We start from the raw sequence: 16,230 nt of genomic DNA on the forward strand, positions 1-16,230 counted from the left end.
GACCGCGAGGGCGAGCAGCAGGGTGACCTGCACGAAGTCGTCGTCGCGGTCGCGCCGTTTCAGTGGAGCACGCGGTCGTCGGGCAGGCTCACCCCGGCGATCCCCAGGTCCTGGAGCGCCCGGGCGAGCAGGATCTCCGCGCCGTCCAGGCGGAGGACCTCGCCCCACGTGGAGAGCTTCGTCAGGGTGGCGATCTCCATGAGCTCGCCATGGGCAGCCCGGACCGTCTCGCTCGACTCCAACAGGCCAGCGGCGCGGACGTGCGCGAGGAACACGCGGGAGAGCTCATCGAGGGTGGTGTGCTCGACGATCATCGGCGTGGCCGGGTAGATCGGGTCCGGGATCCTGTCCACGGCGGATCGCATGGTCATCGGATCTTCCCCAGCGCGTGGTCGATCTGCTTGGCCAGCTCCACCATCATCCGATCGGACATGGTCTCGGCCGCCGCCTTCATGTCCGCGTCCCAGGACGGGGTCGCGACGGATTCGTATGTGGCGTCCGGCTTGCTGAGGAACAGCAACCTCGGAGTGTCCAGGTTGACCACCTTCGGCACGGTGCGGTTGCGGCCGGACGCGTCCTGGAACTGGGTCGTGGGCTTGCCGCGCCGCCCCTCCTTCATCGCCTTGACGGTCCGCTTGCGCGCCTGGTCCGCGCGGCCGCGGGGCGGGCGGGCGTAGATGCCGGGGCCGCGATAGAACGACCGATTCGCCTGCGGGTCGCCGTCCTTGAGCTCGAAGGCCCCCCAGCTCGCCGAGCCGCGCGTCGACATGCTGGTGTTACGCGAGTAGCCGGCCGCGGCGAGCTGGGCGATCCGCCGCGCGTCTTCCGGGGCGAGCTTTCCGCCCGGCAGGATGTGGCCGCCGACCGTGTGCTGGATGTTCTGGACGACCGGGATCTTCACCGTCGTCTGGTCGCCGAACCACGCCTCGATGCCGACGTCGCCGGGCTCGCGGACGTTGGGGCCCTCACCGAAGCTGTACTTCAGCCAGATCGATTGCTGGGGCAGGATGAGGACCGAGGCCGATGCCTCGCCGGCGTTCTGGATCCGGTCGAGGAGGTTCGGGTCGATGTCGTACCAGAGGCCGCGCTTGGTGAAGGCGTTCGCGTACTTCCAGATCTGGGGCATGTGATCGCGGAAGCGGCCCACGCCGTCCATGACGACGCCGTTCAGGGAGTACGCCACGGCGCGGGCGAAGGCCCCGCCGGACCCCAGGGTCTCGAAGGCCTCGGCGGCATCCCTGACCGCCTTCTCCAGGTCGAGCTTGACGTTGAAACCGGGCATGGCCGCCTCTCACGAAAAGGCGGCCCGTCGGAGCCTGATGACTCGACGACGGGCCAGTTTCGCATTGCCCAAGCCGAAGACACCACGCTCGCGAACGACCGACAGTCCAAGGTCTGGTACGAATCAGTTTAGGGCCCCGGAACGATTACCGCAAACGCCGTCAAGCTGATCCGAGGCCGCGGCGATCGGATTTTCCGGTTGAAGGCGACGGGCGATGGCCGCGACCGCGGCGGTGGGATCCGCGCCGAAGGCCACGAGCCGGCTGCGGCCCCGGCGCATCACGTCCCCCAGGGTGATCGGCGCGGTCTCGGTCCCCTGCCGGCGCTCCCGGTGCAGTGCGAGAAAGGCGTCGACCAGCGCCTCGTCCACGGCGGACCGCTCCTTCACGCGCCGGCGCCACTTGGCGCAGCGCAGGGCACCGGCACGCGCCGCCTTGGCGTCGCGCTCGGCCTTGGTCAGGGGCAGCAGGTCCTCGGCCATGGGTAATCCTCCGTGTCGATACGCAGGATCCGCCCCGGGGATGAAAACCTCAAATCCGGCCCGACCGCATTAGCGCCCCGTACAGCCGCGTCTTGCGGCCCGGAGGTCCCAGGACAGCGCCGAACCCATCGACCGGCCCAGGCGGGCAGGAATCCGGGGTTCCCGGGGGCGTCGGCGGGGCCGTCGGCCACCTGCCCCTATTCCTTCAGCGCGAAGCGCCCTACGACAACCCTTCCCACGGCTAGCTCGGCTTTCGCGGACGGAGCGTCGCGCTTGCGCGGCGCGACGGTAGCCCTGGAAACCCCTAGGACCCCCCTGATATCTCCATAGGATATGGCTCCCCCCTATAGTCCCCCCTCAAATTGGTGAGCCGATCCGGGTAAGTCGTTGTTCCAGCGTTTGATGTTATCGTTCCCGGGGTGTTTCATGGATCCATGCCTAGGATCCTCCCGATTTCCCGCGAGATCGCGACCCGTCTCGCCCTCCCGATAGGCCCCCGCGGCAGCCGCGACGTGACCTCCGGCGCCGTGCACCTGTTGCTCGGCGTCCTATCCCGCTTCGCGGCGATCGCCGACGATCCCGAGGAGGCCTTCGCGCGCCGCTGCGACCGCCTCGCCTTCGACGAGCTCGCCGGCGCCGGCAGCCAGATGGAGGCGATCCACCTCTCGTGGCCCGCCCTGCGCGAGGACCTCTGCATGTCGGGGCCCGAGATGTTCGGGGCCCTGTCCCGGGCCGCCCAGCTGAAGGCCTGCGTGGCCGGCTGGGCACCGGTCCCGGACCTCATGCGGACCACAGGTTACTCGGGGTGGAGGACCCTGTCCTCGATGTCGACCAAGGTCCTCGTGGAGGCCCGGCTCGCCTACGCCGCCCACGTCTACGGCGACGCGGGCACCGATTCGTCGAACGAGGTCGTCTGGTGGGACAGCGAGGCCGTCTCGCGGATGAGGGGGCGCTACGCCCCTTTGGCCTACCTCCGGGCCTGCGCCTGGCTCGCCGCACCGGAGAGGCTGCCCGAGGCCTGGAATGCCCATGGGACCCGCACGGGGGCCCTGGCCATGGACATCCCCATCGAACAGGCCCCCATGGCGCTGGGCGTCCACGACGCGCCTTGGCCGGCGGTCCTGGAGGCCTCCGTGGTCAAGGCCGTCGCGACGGACCTGGCGACGGCGGGAATCCGGTGGGACGGCGCGCTATTGCGCAACCGCCGTGGCGAGGCCACGGCGGTGAAGGTCGTCGTCGCGCGGATGGCCGCGCAGCCGAGGCAGAGGCAATCCCGCGGCAGGCTCCCTCTGGAGGAGAGGGCCCGCCGCCGCCGGGTCAGGCTGGCCGAGACCCTGCTCGGACAGGATCTGGACCTGGCCGGGACCGTGGCCGCGCTCGAAGCTCCGCGCGCGCGGCGGCCTCGCGCCGGCCGATCTCGTTCGCCTTCTCGGGCGTGAAGCCGGCCCCGATCAGGACCACGTCGGTGCCGATGTCCCGGTAGACCGGCTTCCTCGGGGGGAGCCGCTCGGGCGGGCAATTCGCGAAGATCTCCGCCGGGTCCTGGGAGAGCTCCGCCGGCGACAGGGCCCTCGCCGCGGCCCGCGCCGCGTCCTCGGCCGCCCGCCGCTCGTCCCGGTGGCCGATCTCCTCGTCGATACCGTCGGGGGCCCGCCGCTGCGACGGGACCGGGGTCGCGCCCTTGGCCACCAGCCGGATCGAGGCGACGCGCTTGCCCGCCCGATCGTAGGCCTCCACCGCCGTCGAGATCGGATCGGGCGACGACGCCGGGACGTAGATCTCCCGGGTCTCCCCGTCGACCGTCACGCTGTACAGGTCGAGGCCCAGGCCGGCCGCTGCCCGGTTCCCCTCCAGGGCGATGCCGGACAGGCCAAGGGCCCGCGACAGGTCGCCGGCGAGGTCCGGGGCCGCGTTCCGGATCAGGTCCTTGTCGAGGATGCCGACGCGGCGGACCGCCTCGTGCACCTTCGCGGCGCCCTTGAGGTCGGCGAGGGTCGCCCCCGTCGTCACGGCGTCGACCACGATCCCCTCGGGGACGATGCTCGACATGGCCACCCAGACCGGGGGCTCGCCGTCGCGGTAGACCGGGCGCAGGCGCCCCGCGCATTGCAGCAGCTCCTCCTCCCGCATCTGCTTTTGGACGGCCCTTCCCCAACGTCCCGGCAGCTCCCGGACATCGTAGGTCAGGTCCCGGCCGTCGCGCAGCGGGAGGGTCCGCTTCACGGTCGGCATCTCGATCTTGCCACCCTCGGTCGCCAGGCCGTTGCCCCACCGGTCGAACGGCTCCTCGGGCACGTCGTCGTCGTAGGTCAGGGCCGCCGCCCATGCGTCGTAGACCCAGCTCGGGAATTCGAGGCGCCCCACGGTCAGAATCGCCTTGTGGTCCTTCGCGAAGTCGAGGCCGCGGACCGCGCCGAAATGGCCCTGATCGACGTTCTCGCCCTCGCCGTGCGCCAGCCTCATGGCCCGCCGCACGCGCTTGGCCGCGAAGGTGGCGATGCGCCCCGCGCCGTAGATGCCGGCCAGCGCCGTCTCGACCCGTCGGACCCGATCGATCTGGTGGGCGATGCGCCCGGCCCTCTCGTCGTCGCGCGCCAGCCCGACGTCCAGGCCGGTCGAGGCGTACTCGCCGTCGAGGCAGACCACGGTGCGCATGTGGAGGTAGGCGTCGACCCGGATCTCCTCGACGGGGCGCCCGCTCCAGCACTTGCCGATGATCTCCGGATCGGCGGAGGCATCCAGGAGCAGCGTGGGATGGCCCTTCAAATTCGGCTCGTCCATCCAGGACAGGCGGACCACATGATCGTCGATCCCCGCCACGGCGTCCTTGTCGAGGATCTGCACCCGGTGGTCACGGGCCCCCTTGGCGCGCCAGGTCCGCCCCTCGGCCGGCAGGAGCTTCGCCTCGACGAGCTCGCGGCCGCGGGCGTCGTCCCGCAGGGCCTGGATCCTGTCGCGGACAAGGCTCCAGAACCGGTGCTCCTCGCGGATCCCGGCCCGCTCCGGCACGGTGAAGATCTCCTTGAGCTGCTCGACCGTGACGTTCGGCTTGATCCCGGTCGACCGCTGGCCGCGGCCGCACACCGTGATCGCCGACTCGACCATCCCGGACAGCTTCTCGTCCCCGTGGAACGCCTGCGCGACGTCGCCCCCAGCCAGGAGGATGCGCCGGGCCTCGATGGCGACGTGGTCGCGCTCGATCGCCATGCCCTCGGCGTCGACGCCCTCCGCCTTCTCCTTCGCCGTCAGGATGGGCGCGCCCCTGTTGCCCGGGTCCAAGGCGGACAGGGGCATGACCGCGTACCGGATCATCTCGAAGGCGCAGCGCTCGTCGACCACCAGACCGGTGACGACCTTCGCGAGACCCTCGGGGAGCTGGTTCGTCAGGAACACGGTCGGTGCGAAGATCAGGTCGGCGTCGGCGAGCCGGCGGCGGGCGAGGATCACCGGGCAATCGCCGCCGGCGTCCGGATGGTGGGTGCACCAGGTCTCGTCGTAGACCGGGTCGGCGTCCTTGTCGGCGAGCGGGACGTGGAGGCGCTCCTTGTGGTGGCACAGGGCTGAGGCCGGCTGGCCCTGCGCCCGCAGGAAGGACAGCTGCGCCGCCATCCTGCAGCCGCCGCGCTCCTTGCCCGTGAGGACCTCGACCTTCAGGCCGTGGCGCCGCGCCTCGTTGGCGGCGGCCTGGGCCATGGCGGCGTAATCGGCGCCCGGGGCCGCCTTGCGCCCCTTGCGGGCCCGGCGCTCGACCTCGTCGATGTTGTTGTAGGAGGGCAGGAGGAACAGGCGCGGCCCGCAGGCGCCATGGCGCGCGACGTCCTCGGCGATCACCTCGACGGCCAGCGAGGTCTTGCCGGCGCCGGTCGGGGCCTTGAGCAGGATGACGGCGGGGACGTCGGCCGACGGGTCGGCGTGGCGCTCGCGGGTCTGGCCGACGAATCGGTCGATCGCCATGCGGTTCGTGGCGGACACCCGTTCCTGCTCGCGGTCGCGGATCCGCTGGTCGGTGACGATCGCCCGGGCGAGCCGCTTCTCGGCCTGCCCGTCCACCGACACCCCGCGCAGCAGGACCGAGGACTTCTCGTCGTCGGTCAGCCACGCCAGGTCGCCCACGTCCTTCGGGGCCGCGATCGCGGCCCGCTGGACCAGGGACAGGCGACCGGTCTCGTCCCGGCCGACCCGCTGGACGAAATCGGGGCGGTTCGCGGCGGTGCGAGCCGCGGACTCGATGCGGGCCCGCGCGCAGCACAGGACGTCCGTGTCGCCGTGGCCGCCGTGCCAGGTGCGATGGTGGTCGCCAAGGCCGTCCCAGCGATCGTGGGCCTCCTGCGCGAGGCGCCCGGCGAGCGCGTGGCGTCCCTGCGGGGTCGCGGCCAGACCGGGATTCCTGATGCAGTAGGCGAAGGCGCGGCTCGTCAGGAAGGCCTCGCGGCCGTCGACGACCTTGCCCTCCGCATTGAAGGTCACGTTCCGGACCTGGGTGACGCTACCGGGCACCACCAGGTTGCCGGCCTCGACCACGAGGGCCTCGATGGCGCCCTCGTGGAACACGACGTCGCGGCCGCCGTAGCGCTTGAGCGCCCCGAGGAGGCAGACCTCCTGCGCCGCGTCCTCCAGGAAGGCCTGGAGCTGCGCGGCCGAGACCATCGCGGCGTATTCGGGGCCGTTGGCCGCCGGGGTGATGTTGCGGTACCGGAAGACCGAGCCGGCGCGGTAGTGGGTCCCGAGGATGGTGTAGGCCTTGCCCTTGGCCAGGACCTCGACGACGTGCTTCGTCGCCCCTCCGTCGGGATCGAGGACCGGCAGGCGGCGGCTCTCTCGGATCGGGTCGCCCGGATCCATCCTGTAGATCAGGCCGAGCTTGCCCGAGTTCTGCCAGTAGCTGCGCACGAATCCCTGTCCGAGGCGGCGCAGCGCGAAGGTGAGGAAGGCCCCCGAGATCGCGGGGTCCGTGATGTCGAGGTCGAGGACGAAGACCCCGGGGATCTCGCCCAGCGCGATCGCCACGTTGTGGTTGGCGATCCGCGAATCCCCGAGCATGTCCGCGACGTCGGTCAGCGTCTGCTTGCGCTCCTGCCAGACGCCGTGCCTGACCATGTGGCCGTAGGGGCTACCGGGCGCGCGGCGCTCGTCGCGGGTCTGGGGGAAGACGGTCCAGCCGAGGCGGTGGACCCGGAGCGCCGAGGACGACCATGGCGCCCGGGCGACGGGCAGGTCCTGCAGCCGCCTCTCGACGACGCGCTCGTCCTCCTGGGGGGCGATGGTCGCACCCGGGAAGCGGTCCTGGAAGGTTGTCTGGATAGCGACGACGAAAGGATCGGCTTTGTCGATCATGGATCCCTGCCAGAGTGGATTCGGGGTTCAGTGGTGTTTCAAGGGCACTGCGAAGACCCCGTCTTTCGTCCGGACGAATCCGTGCGCGCGGGTATTGGGCATGATGCTGCCACCCGGGGACGACACATACAAACGGTAGCCTGTGGACTTGGCGGGCCGGTAGGCCGGCGGCCTAGTCCACCTTCGAATGCCCCCTCGATTTGGGACAAAGCGACATAGGCCGGACTAATCCGGGGGGCGCCCGCTTGCGCGAATCCTAGTGCAACGGTTCCATCCTTGACATGGAACTGGATCCGCACATCGACGTTGATTCTGCCGCCCCGCCCAAGCTGGGCCGTGGAGCGCGCGGCAAGTACCGCATGACGCCCCACGAGGGCGAGATGTGCCGGAGGCTCGTCTACGCCCTCCGGTGCGAGCTGAAGGCCCGCCATCGGACCAACGAGCAGATCCGCGTCGCCATCGGCGACAGCGAGGTAAGGGCCAAGCACACCCGCCTCGACGTATCCTCGATTCGCTAGGGCAAACATGAGGCGCTGACCCTGCGCCGCCTCCTGGTGTTCTGCTCCGGCCTGCGGGTCGACCCCTACCTCGCGATGGCCTTCGAGCCCCCGCACAACGGGAGGCTCGCGTCCTGATGCGCCTCGATTTCAGCCTAGGCCAGATCCGCGAGGAGGAGCCCCGGTTCGGCGAGGGCGGCAAGTGCACCCTCGTCGCCACCGTCCACGCCGCACAGGTCGATGGCGATCGACTCTACATGATGTTCATGGCGGCCGAGGTCATCGAGACCTTCACGGCCACCGAGAACTTCGCCGGCGCCTACCAGCGCGCCAGGCTCGCCCTTCTCCGTTCGGCCCGGGACAGGCTCCGGGCCCTGAACGAGGCCCACATCAGGGCGCACGACTGATGCGCGCCCTCTCCGCCCTCGGCCTGCTGGCCCTCCTCGCGCTCGGCGCCCTGAGCGACCGAAAACTCGCCGCGCGCCGCCGGCAGGCCCCCTTCAATCCCGTGCCGGTCCCGTCGGCCGGTCCCGTGACCCGGCTCCTCTCGACCGAGGACGCCGCCCGGATCGTCGCCGGCTACCCGCACTTCACGCCCCCCGTTTCGCAGAGGCCGCAATGAAGACCGATTTCGAGCTTGCCCTCGCGAAGGTCCTCGTCTTCGAGGGCGGGAAGGTCGACGATCCGAAGGATCCCGGCGGCCGCACCGCCTACGGGGTGACCCAGCACGTCTACGACGGCTGGCGCCTCAGCCACGGCCTGCCGCTGTGCGACGTGTTCGCCATCGCCCCGGCCGAGCGGAGCGCGATCTACGACACCCAGTATTGGGACAAGGTGCGCGGCGACGACCTGCCGTCCGGCATCGACTTCGTCCTGTTCGACGGCTCGGTCCACTCGGGCCCCGTCCAGTCGATCAAGTGGGTCCAGCGCGCACTCGGCACCGTCCGGGTCGACGGCGTCATGGGCGCCGCCACGGTTGCCGCGATCCGGGCCTATCCGGATCAGGAGCAGCTGATCGTAGACACCCTGGCGCGGCGCAAGGCCTTCCTGGCGGCACTCAAGCGCTTCCGCCGCTACGGCCGCGGCTGGTACTCGCGCGTCGACCAGCTCCAGAAGCTCGCCATTGAGCACGTCGCCGGCGCCTACGCGAACCAGCCGACCTACTTCGCCGGCATGGACGTCCGGGCGCACATCTCGGATGCCAAGTCCGCACCGTCCCCGGCGGTCGCCGACGCGGTCACCGGCGGCGGCGTGTTCGCCACCCTCGTCGACCAGGTCACCACGGCCCTCAACCCGCTGGCCAACACCTTGCCGTCGGTGGGGACGTTCGTCGGCGTGGTCACGGCCGTGGGCGGCCTCGCGGCGGCCGGCGGCTTCGCCTACCGGTGGTGGGCGACCCGCAAGGCCAAGCAACTCGCCGACGCCCTCGACGCGCACCCGGCGGCGTTCGTGGCGCCCGCCACGATCCCGGCGGCTGACGAGCCCCAGGCGACCATCGTCGAGGTTCCAGCCGGCTTGAAGATCCAGCCGGCGGCGGTCGAGCCGGCCGCGGAGGTCGCCCCGCAGGTCGCCGAAACCGTACTTGCCACGGAGGCGGCCCCGGTTGCAGACGCGCCTGAGCCGGATCCCGTTGCCCCGGCCCCGGAGCCCCTCAAGCTCGACCCGTCCGACCCGTTCGCCTTCCACGACGAGCTGCCGTCGGCCCCCTCCCACCTGGTGGCCCTCCCGGCCGCCCTCGCCGGAGTGCACTCGTGATGGACTACTCCCAGATCGCCGCGCTGATCTGCATCGCCGGCTGGATGCTCTTCGGGTCTGGCGACCGCACCCTCATCGATCGTGCCCTCCGCGTGTCGGTGGCGGCCTTCCTGATCTCCCTGGCGTGCGGGCCGGCACCGGGGCTCCTCAACGCGATCTGCACGACCGTCTCGCAAGCTGCCGGGGCCGTCGTCCTGTACGCCGCCTTCCTCAAGAAGGAGGCCTGACCATGGGCGCCTTCATCAAGGTCGCCCTCGGGCCGGTCGGTTGCTACTTCTCGGGCGGCTTCGTGCTGTTCGCGGTCTTGGCGGCCATCTTCGGCGCGGGAATCCGGTACGACCGGTCCGAGGCCTCGGTCGCCGTCGAGCGGGCCAACCGCGCCGAGGACGAGACCAAACACGTCGCGGCCACCGCGCAGGTCAACGCCAAGACCGCGAAGCAGCTCGCGGCCGACAACGAGGCGCAGGCGCTCGCCTACGCCGCCGACGCCGAGCGTTCCCGCGACGACGCCGACCGGTTCGAGCTTGCCCGCCAGGCCGCCGAGCAGGGCCGCCTCGCCGCCCAGGCCGAGCTCGCCGACCTCCGCAGGGAGCTGGCGGCCAAGCCCGGCGAGTCCGCCCCCCTGGTCAACGACTCCGTCCACCGGGTGCTGCGCGGCGAGCCGCTCGGCGACGACGCGGGGCAGCCGGCGAGCCTGCGGGCCGCGCTGGAGTCCCTCGGCGCCAAGCACACGAGGAAGCGCAAGTGATCCGCCTCGCCGCCCTCATCGCCCTCGGGGCCTGCCTCGCCGGCTGCCAGACGGACACGGTCTACGTCGACCGCGTCCAGTTCGTGCGCCCGGCGATCGCCCCGAGCCTCCTGTCCTGCTCGCCCGAGCCGGCCCCGCCCGCCCCGACGGCCAAGATGAAGGCCGTGGCCCCCTACGTCGTCGACCTGGCGCAGGCCGGCGAGGACTGCCGGCGCAAGCTCGACACCGTCCGGGCCTGCCTGTCCGAGCCGCAGCCGGCCCCGCCGGTGGCCCCGGCCGAGCTCCCCGCCGCGGAGACACCCGCGTCGTGATCGAACAGCTGCGCGAGCGCGAACGCCTCATCGCCGACCTCGAATACCGCCGCGCCAAGTGGCGCCGGCGCGAGCTCGCCGACGTGACTCGCCAGCGCGGCTTCCTCGCCCCCGTCCTCCTCGCCGCCCTCGGCCTCTCGCTGGTCGTCTACGGCACCGTCATCCGGCCCACGGCACCTGCGGCCTGCGTACCGACCGTGAGGCTCTCGTGACCGCCACCGCCCCCAGGACCGAGGAGAGGCTCGCCCGGCTCGACGAGCGCGTCGACGGGCTGGAGCAGTCCATCGGCCACGTCGTAACCGCCGTCGACCGCCTCAGCTCGAAGCTCGACAAGGCGGGGCAGCCTCAATGGCAGCTCCTCCTCGGGCTCGTCGGCCTGATGGTGACGCTCACGGCCTACGTCGGCACCGCTTGGCAGGCCCCCCTCGCGGCCACCATGGCGCGCCAGCAGGAGGACATCCGCGAACTGAAGACCGCGGTGGTCCCCCGCCAGGAAGTCAGCGGCCTCCTGACCGGAGCGCAGCGGGACAACGACCTGATCCGCAGCAGGATCGAGCGGTTCGAGAACCGTGTGGAGAAGCGGCTCGATCGCCTCGACGGAGCAATCTTCTCCGTGGAGCGGGGCAAATGACCGCCGTCGTCGACCAGGACCTCTACCGCGCCCAGATCGCGCTCCTGCGGTCCAGGTCGCCCACAAAGAAGGTCGCCCCCCGGTACTCGCCGGAGGACCTCGCCGAGGCGATCCGCACCGTCGGCAGCCGCCTGGCGATCTCCACGATCGACCGCCCCGTCCAGCGGAGGCGCACCTGATGCCCGCCGCCCTCCCGATCGCCGTGCGGGTCTGCCTGTCCCTGGCGTTCGGGGGCGGCCAGCTCGTCCCGGGCTTCACCTGCCCGACCCGCGATCCGCTGCCGTCCGAGGGGCCGGCCCCCCGGGTCGAGACGCCCGCCGCCAAGGGGAAGCCCGCATGGATCCGCTGACACCGATCCGCCTCACCGTCTGGTGGTGGGCCATGGCCGCCGGGATCCCGATGCTCGGGGCCGAGCTCGCCAAGGAAGTCTGGGGCCCCATGCCCGTCTGGAGGTTCTGATGGCCAAGCCAGCCACCCGCTACGCGGAGATCCTGACCGAGGTGGATCCCCGGAAGGTCGCCGACCTCGTCGATCGCGACGGCGTGGGCGTGGCCCTGCGCCGGTACACCGGGATCGGCCGCCTCTTCATTCACCGGGTCGCCGACGAGGGCCGCCGCATGAAGGCCGCCGGCGAGACCTGGTCCAAGCCCGCACGGAAGGCCGCCTGATGCCCGCCGCCAAGGTCACCGATGCCGAGATCCTCGCCGCCGTCCGGTCCGCCGGCAACGTTGGGGCCGCCGCCAGGGCCCTCGGGATGGCCCGATCCTCGATCGGCGAGCGGTTCAAGAAGCTCACAGATGGCGTGCGGGTAAATGATACCCAACTGGCTTTCGCTTCCGAGCGGGGGCTTCTCGGCACCGAGCCGGTCCTGCCGGGGTACGCGATCAAACGCACCACGGCGGTCTACGGCAAGGAGGGCGAGGTCGTCCGAGAATACGTGACCCAGGCCAAGGCCCCCGGGGCCAAGGGCGAGATCCCGGCCGGCCACGTGGTCAAGGGCGTGTCCCAGCTCCGGGACGCATCCGGGCGGGTCACGCAGGAGTGGGTGAAGACCCGCGAGGGCGTGAATCCGCTCGACGTCGTCGAGGCGATCAAGGGCGCGTTCGAGGGCTACCAGACCCGCCACGAGCCGATCCCGGCGCGGGCGGCCGCGTCGGCCGACCTGCTGACCCTGCTGCCCCTCGCGGACTGGCATATCGGGGCCCACTCCTGGGGCCGCGAGACCGGCACGGACTGGGACCTGAAGATCGCCGAGGAGGTCATCGGCCGCGCCGTCGAGAACGTCGTGGAGCGGTCCCCGGCCTCGGACCTCGGCGTGGTGCTGGGCGGCGGCGACCTCATGCACGCCGACAACCAGGACAACCGCACGGCGCGCTCGGGCAACCAGCTCGACGTGGACGGGCGCTACCCAAAGGTGTTCGACGTCGCGAGCCGCCTCACGGTCCGCACGGTCGACGCCATGCTGCGCCGGCACCAGCGGGTCGTGGTCCGAATCCTGAAGGGCAACCATGACGAGCACTGCGCCGTCGCGATCGCCCACTTCCTCTACGCCTGGTACCGCAACGAACCGCGCGTCGCCGTCGACCTGGACCCGAGCCTGTTCTGGTACGCCCGGTTCGGCCGCGTCATGCTGGCCGCGACGCACGGCCACGAGACGAAGCTCCAGGACCTGCCGGGCGTCATGGCCGCCCGCCGGTCCGAGGACTGGGGGCTGACCCGGTTCCGCTACGCCCACGGGTTCCACATCCACCACAAGCGCCTCCTCGGCTTCGAGGCCGGCGCGGTGGTGGCCGAATCGCACCAGGCCCCGGTCGCGCAGGATGCGTGGCACCACGGGGCCGGATTCCTGTCTGGGCGCTCGCTCCAGACGATCACCTACCACCGGTCGTACGGGGAGGTTTCGCGCGCCCGCGAGGCCATCCTCGACGCGCAGCCCGAGGGGCACGCCTGATGATCCGCTTCGACAACGCCGTCCTGCGGGACGCCCTGCCCAAGTTCCCGGGCCACCGGATCTACATGGCCTCCCCCTTCACGGTGTACCCGACGAAGGAAGCGGCTTGGCGTGACGCCTGCCGGGCGGCCTCGGCCCTCCAGGCGGCCACGGTCATGGCGGTCTACTCGCCGATCGCGGACACCTACGGCATGGAGGCCGTCGGCGGGTCCAAGCTCACCCACGCCGAGTGGATGGAGCGGGACCGGGCCATGCTGCTGGCCTGCCAGCACGTCGTCGTGATGATGCTGCCGGGATGGGAGAAGTCCCGCGGGATCCGCCAGGAGATCGCCTGGGCTCACGAGGCCAAGATCCCCGTGTGGTATGTCCAGCCGATCGGCCAGCACACCCCGGGCTCCTACCTGATCGCGAGCATGGAGGCCGGCCCCCCGGAGGGCTGGACGGCCTTCACGCTCTACCACCAGGACTTCATGCTGGAGGCCTGCATGCAGGCCGAGCGCGTCGATCCGTACGCCGGCGAGACGACCCTGGAGGACATCGCTAGCCAGGGCTGCCCCGAGAAGCTGGCTGAGGATCGGTATCGCACCCGCGGCTGGCTCTCCGGAGAGGACATGATTGGGGCGTTCTATGCCAAGTGAGAACCCCAAGCGCACCGCCGGCATGCGCAAGCTGCCGCTGGAATTGATCCCGCGTGTGGCCCTCGTGCAGGAGGCGGCCGTCCTCGGTCTCGGGGCGGATTGCCCGGCCAAGGCCTACGGACGCCACAACTGGCGCAAGGACCCGATCGACGCCGAGACGTACGTCGGCGCCATCGAGCGGCACCTGACCCTGTGGGCTGCCGGCGAGGACGCGGACGAGCAGAGCGGCGTGAGCCATCTCGCCCACATCCGGGCGACGTGCGCCATCCTGCTCGACGCGATCGACGCGGGGACGTTCCTGGACGGCAGGCTCCGGAGCCCCGAGACGATCCGGATCCTGAAGGCGTACGATGCGGCCACGATGCCGGTCGTGAAGGCCGCCTGACGCCACTCGTTCAAGATAGCGCGTGATTCCGGTTCTCTCGTGCAAGATAGCGTCGCGGCCGGGGCCTTATGTTCAAGATATAACGGTTTGGGCCCTGATCGGGGCCCTTATGTTCAACAGGGTCACCGAGAGCCCGGCGCGCGGACGATCGCCTCGGGTTCGGCCATCCCCGGGCAGCCGTCGAGCCAAGCCGCGAACAGGGGCTCGCCCCTCAGGGCCAAGGTGAAATGGCCTCCCGCGGTCGTCCCCATGACCCATTCGTCTTCGGCCGGCGCGACGCCATCGTAGGCGTGCACGTCGGCCCGGCCGCCGCGGGTATCGTAGCAGCGGAGCGACCAGCGCGTGCCTGCCGGTGTCCGCTCGAACGTGAGGCGGCCGGTGACAGCCCCGTCCGGGGCGACCTGCCGGACGACGGCAAGCCACTTGCCGGGGCCCATCCCCGGGGTGGAGGCGACACCGGCCGCTGCGATCGCCAGGGCGAGACCCGCGCCTTTCACAGCGTCACCGTCAGGCGCGCGTCGAACTCCGTATTTTCGGTCCCGTAGCCGCGCGGGTTGCACACGATCCGGGTCCCGCCACTCCGGTAATCCCGGCTCTCGTGGACGTGGCCATGCACCCACAGCGCCGGCGCGTCGGCCCCGGCGAATAGGTCCGAAAGGTCCGAGGCGTAGGCGCCGTCGAGCGGCTCCGACCAGCCCCCGCCCCGCAGGCTGTGCGGATGGGGGGCATGATGCGTGACGACGACGGTCGGCCCGTCGAAGGGGACCGCGAGTCGGTCCCTGATCGCGGCCCTGTGCTTCCGGTGCTCCGTGATCGCGTCGCGGGACAGCCATCGACCGTACCCGCCATGCGTGCTCGTGATCCGCTGGCGGTCCCTCATGAGGCCCTGGTCGTAGTCGGAGCGGGCGAGCGCGGTCAGCCGCGGTTCGACTGCGAAGTCCGTCCAGAGCGTCGCCCCGATGATCCGCGTCCCGTCGAGCTCGATGCTCTCGCCCTCGGCCAGCAGATGGATGCCGCGAAACTCCGCCTGGACCCGGGCTGGCCCCAGATCGCGGGGCCACTTCGTGCGCCAGCAATCATGATTGCCGGGCGTGTAGACGATCGGTCGGTCCGTCGGCGCCGTGTCCCGGATCCTGGCTAGTGCCTGGGGGAGCTTCTCGCAGTAGTCGCCGGCGACGACGAGGACATCATGCTCGGGCGGCGTCGGCCACACGAACGGATAGACGTCCTCATGGATGTCGCTGAGTATCCAAATCCGTGTCATCCCAACCTCCCGCTGCCCATGCCGTGCCGTCCGACTCGAAGCGCATGAGGCGCGATTTTCGGACGAGGGCCCCGGAGGGCGTGCGGAAGCCGGGCGCGGTGGCCGGCCGGTAGTGGAGGCGGACCGCATCGACGGGGCCGGCGGCATCGACGAGGACGCCACGCGCCCAAGCGTGGACCGTCCGGTGACCCGTACGGAGGAACCGGAGGCGCGACGGCTCGGAAGCGTGCAGCGTGACCTCCGCGAGGGCCGCGGCCGAGACGTGCGCGACGACGCGGCCGCCCTCGCGGACGGACCAGCAACGGTGGGTGAGGTTGCGGTAGATGTCAGTCACAGGAAACCTCCCCCCGCCCCTTGGCATGCGTGTCGCAGCAAACCTTGGCCCACCCACCCTTGCGTAGTCTACCGGGCGCACCGCAATATTCACAAGTATGTCCAGAGATAATTTCGGCAGTCCTAATGACGTTTTGGTGTCTGCGGGTGAGATTTCCGTAGACATACCATCGCAGCGATCCAAACTTTTCCTTCGTCTGACCGCACTCCCAGTCCGCAGGAACCCCGATATCGGTAATCCACTCGGCGGCGGCAAGCCAAATGAACCTCCAGCCGGACCAGCTATGGGGGCCGCCGACATCGAAGAGTCTTGGAAAGACGCGGTGCAGCGGCGCCCGCCACGCCTCGTCCTCCGCCTTCATCGTGATCGGCGGGCCGCCGCGCCACCGGACCTGGAGCACGCGCGCGACGCCATCGAGGATCGTGTCGGCCGGCGGCTCCTGCGAGGGCTCGCCCGAACTCGTGGGCGGCGGGGGACCGATCGGATCATGCTGATAGGCGACGACCGGACCATTCCTTGACGGCCGGATCGCGGTAACGCGGATGCTCTCGTACCCTTCCCGCTGCCTCAGGGCGCCCTTGGCCACGAGCAGGAATTCATCCTCGATGCGTGACATGGGG

Annotated in this window: 23 protein-coding genes; 16 read left to right on the forward strand and 7 right to left on the reverse strand. The window is 70.8% G+C overall.

Features of this window, described 5'->3' with window-relative positions; all coding sequences use genetic code 11:
- Positions 1-59: 59 nt before the first annotated feature.
- From J3A75_RS21535 to J3A75_RS21550, 4 genes are all read right to left on the reverse strand, one after another.
- Positions 60-371, reverse strand: coding sequence for a hypothetical protein (locus J3A75_RS21535; RefSeq protein ID WP_209650731.1), 312 nt, complete (start codon positions 369-371; stop codon positions 60-62).
- The gene (locus J3A75_RS21540) at positions 368-1,282 is read right to left on the reverse strand and encodes a hypothetical protein (protein WP_063110566.1); all 915 of its coding nucleotides are present in this window, start codon (positions 1,280-1,282) and stop codon (positions 368-370) included. Before J3A75_RS21540 ends, J3A75_RS21535 begins: the two co-directional genes overlap by 4 nt.
- 123 nt (positions 1,283-1,405) lie before the next feature.
- Entirely contained in the window at positions 1,406-1,762 is a 357-nt protein-coding gene (locus tag J3A75_RS21545) for a hypothetical protein (RefSeq protein ID WP_063110567.1), read from the reverse strand.
- A 1,317-nt stretch (positions 1,763-3,079) separates the two neighbouring features.
- Positions 3,080-7,096, reverse strand: coding sequence for a hypothetical protein (locus J3A75_RS21550; protein ID WP_209650732.1), 4,017 nt, complete (start codon positions 7,094-7,096; stop codon positions 3,080-3,082).
- Between the two features lie 281 nt (positions 7,097-7,377).
- Here J3A75_RS21550 and J3A75_RS21555 point away from each other — a divergent pair, with 281 nt between their 5' ends.
- From J3A75_RS21555 to J3A75_RS21625, 16 genes are all read left to right on the forward strand, one after another.
- Positions 7,378-7,614, forward strand: a complete 237-nt coding sequence (locus J3A75_RS21555) for a hypothetical protein (RefSeq protein WP_209650733.1) — start codon at positions 7,378-7,380, stop codon at positions 7,612-7,614.
- Positions 7,615-7,730: 116 nt separating this feature from the next.
- On the forward strand, positions 7,731-8,000 hold the full coding sequence (locus tag J3A75_RS21560) for a hypothetical protein (protein WP_063110569.1): 270 nt from the start codon (positions 7,731-7,733) through the stop codon (positions 7,998-8,000).
- Positions 8,000-8,215, forward strand: coding sequence for a hypothetical protein (locus J3A75_RS21565; protein ID WP_063110570.1), 216 nt, complete (start codon positions 8,000-8,002; stop codon positions 8,213-8,215). The genes J3A75_RS21560 and J3A75_RS21565 overlap by 1 nt, the downstream gene beginning before the upstream one ends.
- Positions 8,212-9,348 carry a glycoside hydrolase family 108 protein gene (locus tag J3A75_RS21570; protein WP_063110571.1) on the forward strand — a complete coding sequence of 379 codons (1,137 nt, stop codon included), beginning with the start codon at positions 8,212-8,214 and terminating at the stop codon, positions 9,346-9,348. Before J3A75_RS21565 ends, J3A75_RS21570 begins: the two co-directional genes overlap by 4 nt.
- The gene (locus J3A75_RS21575) at positions 9,348-9,575 is read left to right on the forward strand and encodes a hypothetical protein (RefSeq protein ID WP_063110572.1); all 228 of its coding nucleotides are present in this window, start codon (positions 9,348-9,350) and stop codon (positions 9,573-9,575) included. Before J3A75_RS21570 ends, J3A75_RS21575 begins: the two co-directional genes overlap by 1 nt.
- A 2-nt stretch (positions 9,576-9,577) precedes the next feature.
- Positions 9,578-10,096, forward strand: coding sequence for a hypothetical protein (locus tag J3A75_RS21580; RefSeq protein WP_063110573.1), 519 nt, complete (start codon positions 9,578-9,580; stop codon positions 10,094-10,096).
- On the forward strand, positions 10,093-10,407 hold the full coding sequence (locus J3A75_RS21585; RefSeq protein ID WP_063110574.1) for a hypothetical protein: 315 nt from the start codon (positions 10,093-10,095) through the stop codon (positions 10,405-10,407). The genes J3A75_RS21580 and J3A75_RS21585 overlap by 4 nt, the downstream gene beginning before the upstream one ends.
- Positions 10,404-10,619, forward strand: a complete 216-nt coding sequence (locus J3A75_RS21590) for a hypothetical protein (RefSeq protein WP_063110575.1) — start codon at positions 10,404-10,406, stop codon at positions 10,617-10,619. Before J3A75_RS21585 ends, J3A75_RS21590 begins: the two co-directional genes overlap by 4 nt.
- Entirely contained in the window at positions 10,616-11,038 is a 423-nt protein-coding gene (locus tag J3A75_RS21595) for a hypothetical protein (RefSeq protein WP_063110576.1), read from the forward strand. Before J3A75_RS21590 ends, J3A75_RS21595 begins: the two co-directional genes overlap by 4 nt.
- Positions 11,035-11,217: a hypothetical protein gene (locus J3A75_RS21600; protein ID WP_063110577.1), complete on the forward strand. Its 183-nt coding sequence runs from the start codon at positions 11,035-11,037 to the stop codon at positions 11,215-11,217. The genes J3A75_RS21595 and J3A75_RS21600 overlap by 4 nt, the downstream gene beginning before the upstream one ends.
- Positions 11,217-11,387 (forward strand): hypothetical protein, encoded by a 171-nt coding sequence (locus tag J3A75_RS21605; protein ID WP_209650734.1) that lies wholly within the window; start codon positions 11,217-11,219, stop codon positions 11,385-11,387. The genes J3A75_RS21600 and J3A75_RS21605 overlap by 1 nt, the downstream gene beginning before the upstream one ends.
- Positions 11,375-11,497, forward strand: a complete 123-nt coding sequence (locus J3A75_RS37075) for a hypothetical protein (protein ID WP_281068120.1) — start codon at positions 11,375-11,377, stop codon at positions 11,495-11,497. Before J3A75_RS21605 ends, J3A75_RS37075 begins: the two co-directional genes overlap by 13 nt.
- Entirely contained in the window at positions 11,497-11,706 is a 210-nt protein-coding gene (locus J3A75_RS21610; protein ID WP_063110578.1) for a hypothetical protein, read from the forward strand. Before J3A75_RS37075 ends, J3A75_RS21610 begins: the two co-directional genes overlap by 1 nt.
- Complete coding sequence (locus tag J3A75_RS36620) at positions 11,706-12,989, forward strand: hypothetical protein (RefSeq protein ID WP_063110579.1); 1,284 nt, start codon at positions 11,706-11,708, stop codon at positions 12,987-12,989. The genes J3A75_RS21610 and J3A75_RS36620 overlap by 1 nt, the downstream gene beginning before the upstream one ends.
- Positions 12,989-13,627 (forward strand): DUF1937 family protein, encoded by a 639-nt coding sequence (locus tag J3A75_RS21620; protein WP_063110580.1) that lies wholly within the window; start codon positions 12,989-12,991, stop codon positions 13,625-13,627. Before J3A75_RS36620 ends, J3A75_RS21620 begins: the two co-directional genes overlap by 1 nt.
- The gene (locus J3A75_RS21625; protein WP_209650735.1) at positions 13,617-14,012 is read left to right on the forward strand and encodes a dATP/dGTP diphosphohydrolase domain-containing protein; all 396 of its coding nucleotides are present in this window, start codon (positions 13,617-13,619) and stop codon (positions 14,010-14,012) included. Before J3A75_RS21620 ends, J3A75_RS21625 begins: the two co-directional genes overlap by 11 nt.
- A 122-nt stretch (positions 14,013-14,134) precedes the next feature.
- Here the strand turns inward: J3A75_RS21625 and J3A75_RS21630 are convergent, their stop codons facing one another.
- From J3A75_RS21630 to J3A75_RS21640, 3 genes are all read right to left on the reverse strand, one after another.
- Entirely contained in the window at positions 14,135-14,509 is a 375-nt protein-coding gene (locus J3A75_RS21630) for a hypothetical protein (RefSeq protein ID WP_063110582.1), read from the reverse strand.
- Positions 14,506-15,276: a metallophosphoesterase gene (locus J3A75_RS21635; protein WP_063110583.1), complete on the reverse strand. Its 771-nt coding sequence runs from the start codon at positions 15,274-15,276 to the stop codon at positions 14,506-14,508. Before J3A75_RS21635 ends, J3A75_RS21630 begins: the two co-directional genes overlap by 4 nt.
- 326 nt (positions 15,277-15,602) lie before the next feature.
- Complete coding sequence (locus J3A75_RS21640; protein ID WP_209650736.1) at positions 15,603-16,226, reverse strand: hypothetical protein; 624 nt, start codon at positions 16,224-16,226, stop codon at positions 15,603-15,605.
- Positions 16,227-16,230 lie beyond the last annotated feature (4 nt).

Origin of the sequence: Methylobacterium sp. PvP105 (genome assembly GCF_017876975.1) — a bacterium.
Taxonomy (GTDB): Bacteria; Pseudomonadota; Alphaproteobacteria; order Rhizobiales; family Beijerinckiaceae; genus Methylobacterium; species Methylobacterium radiotolerans.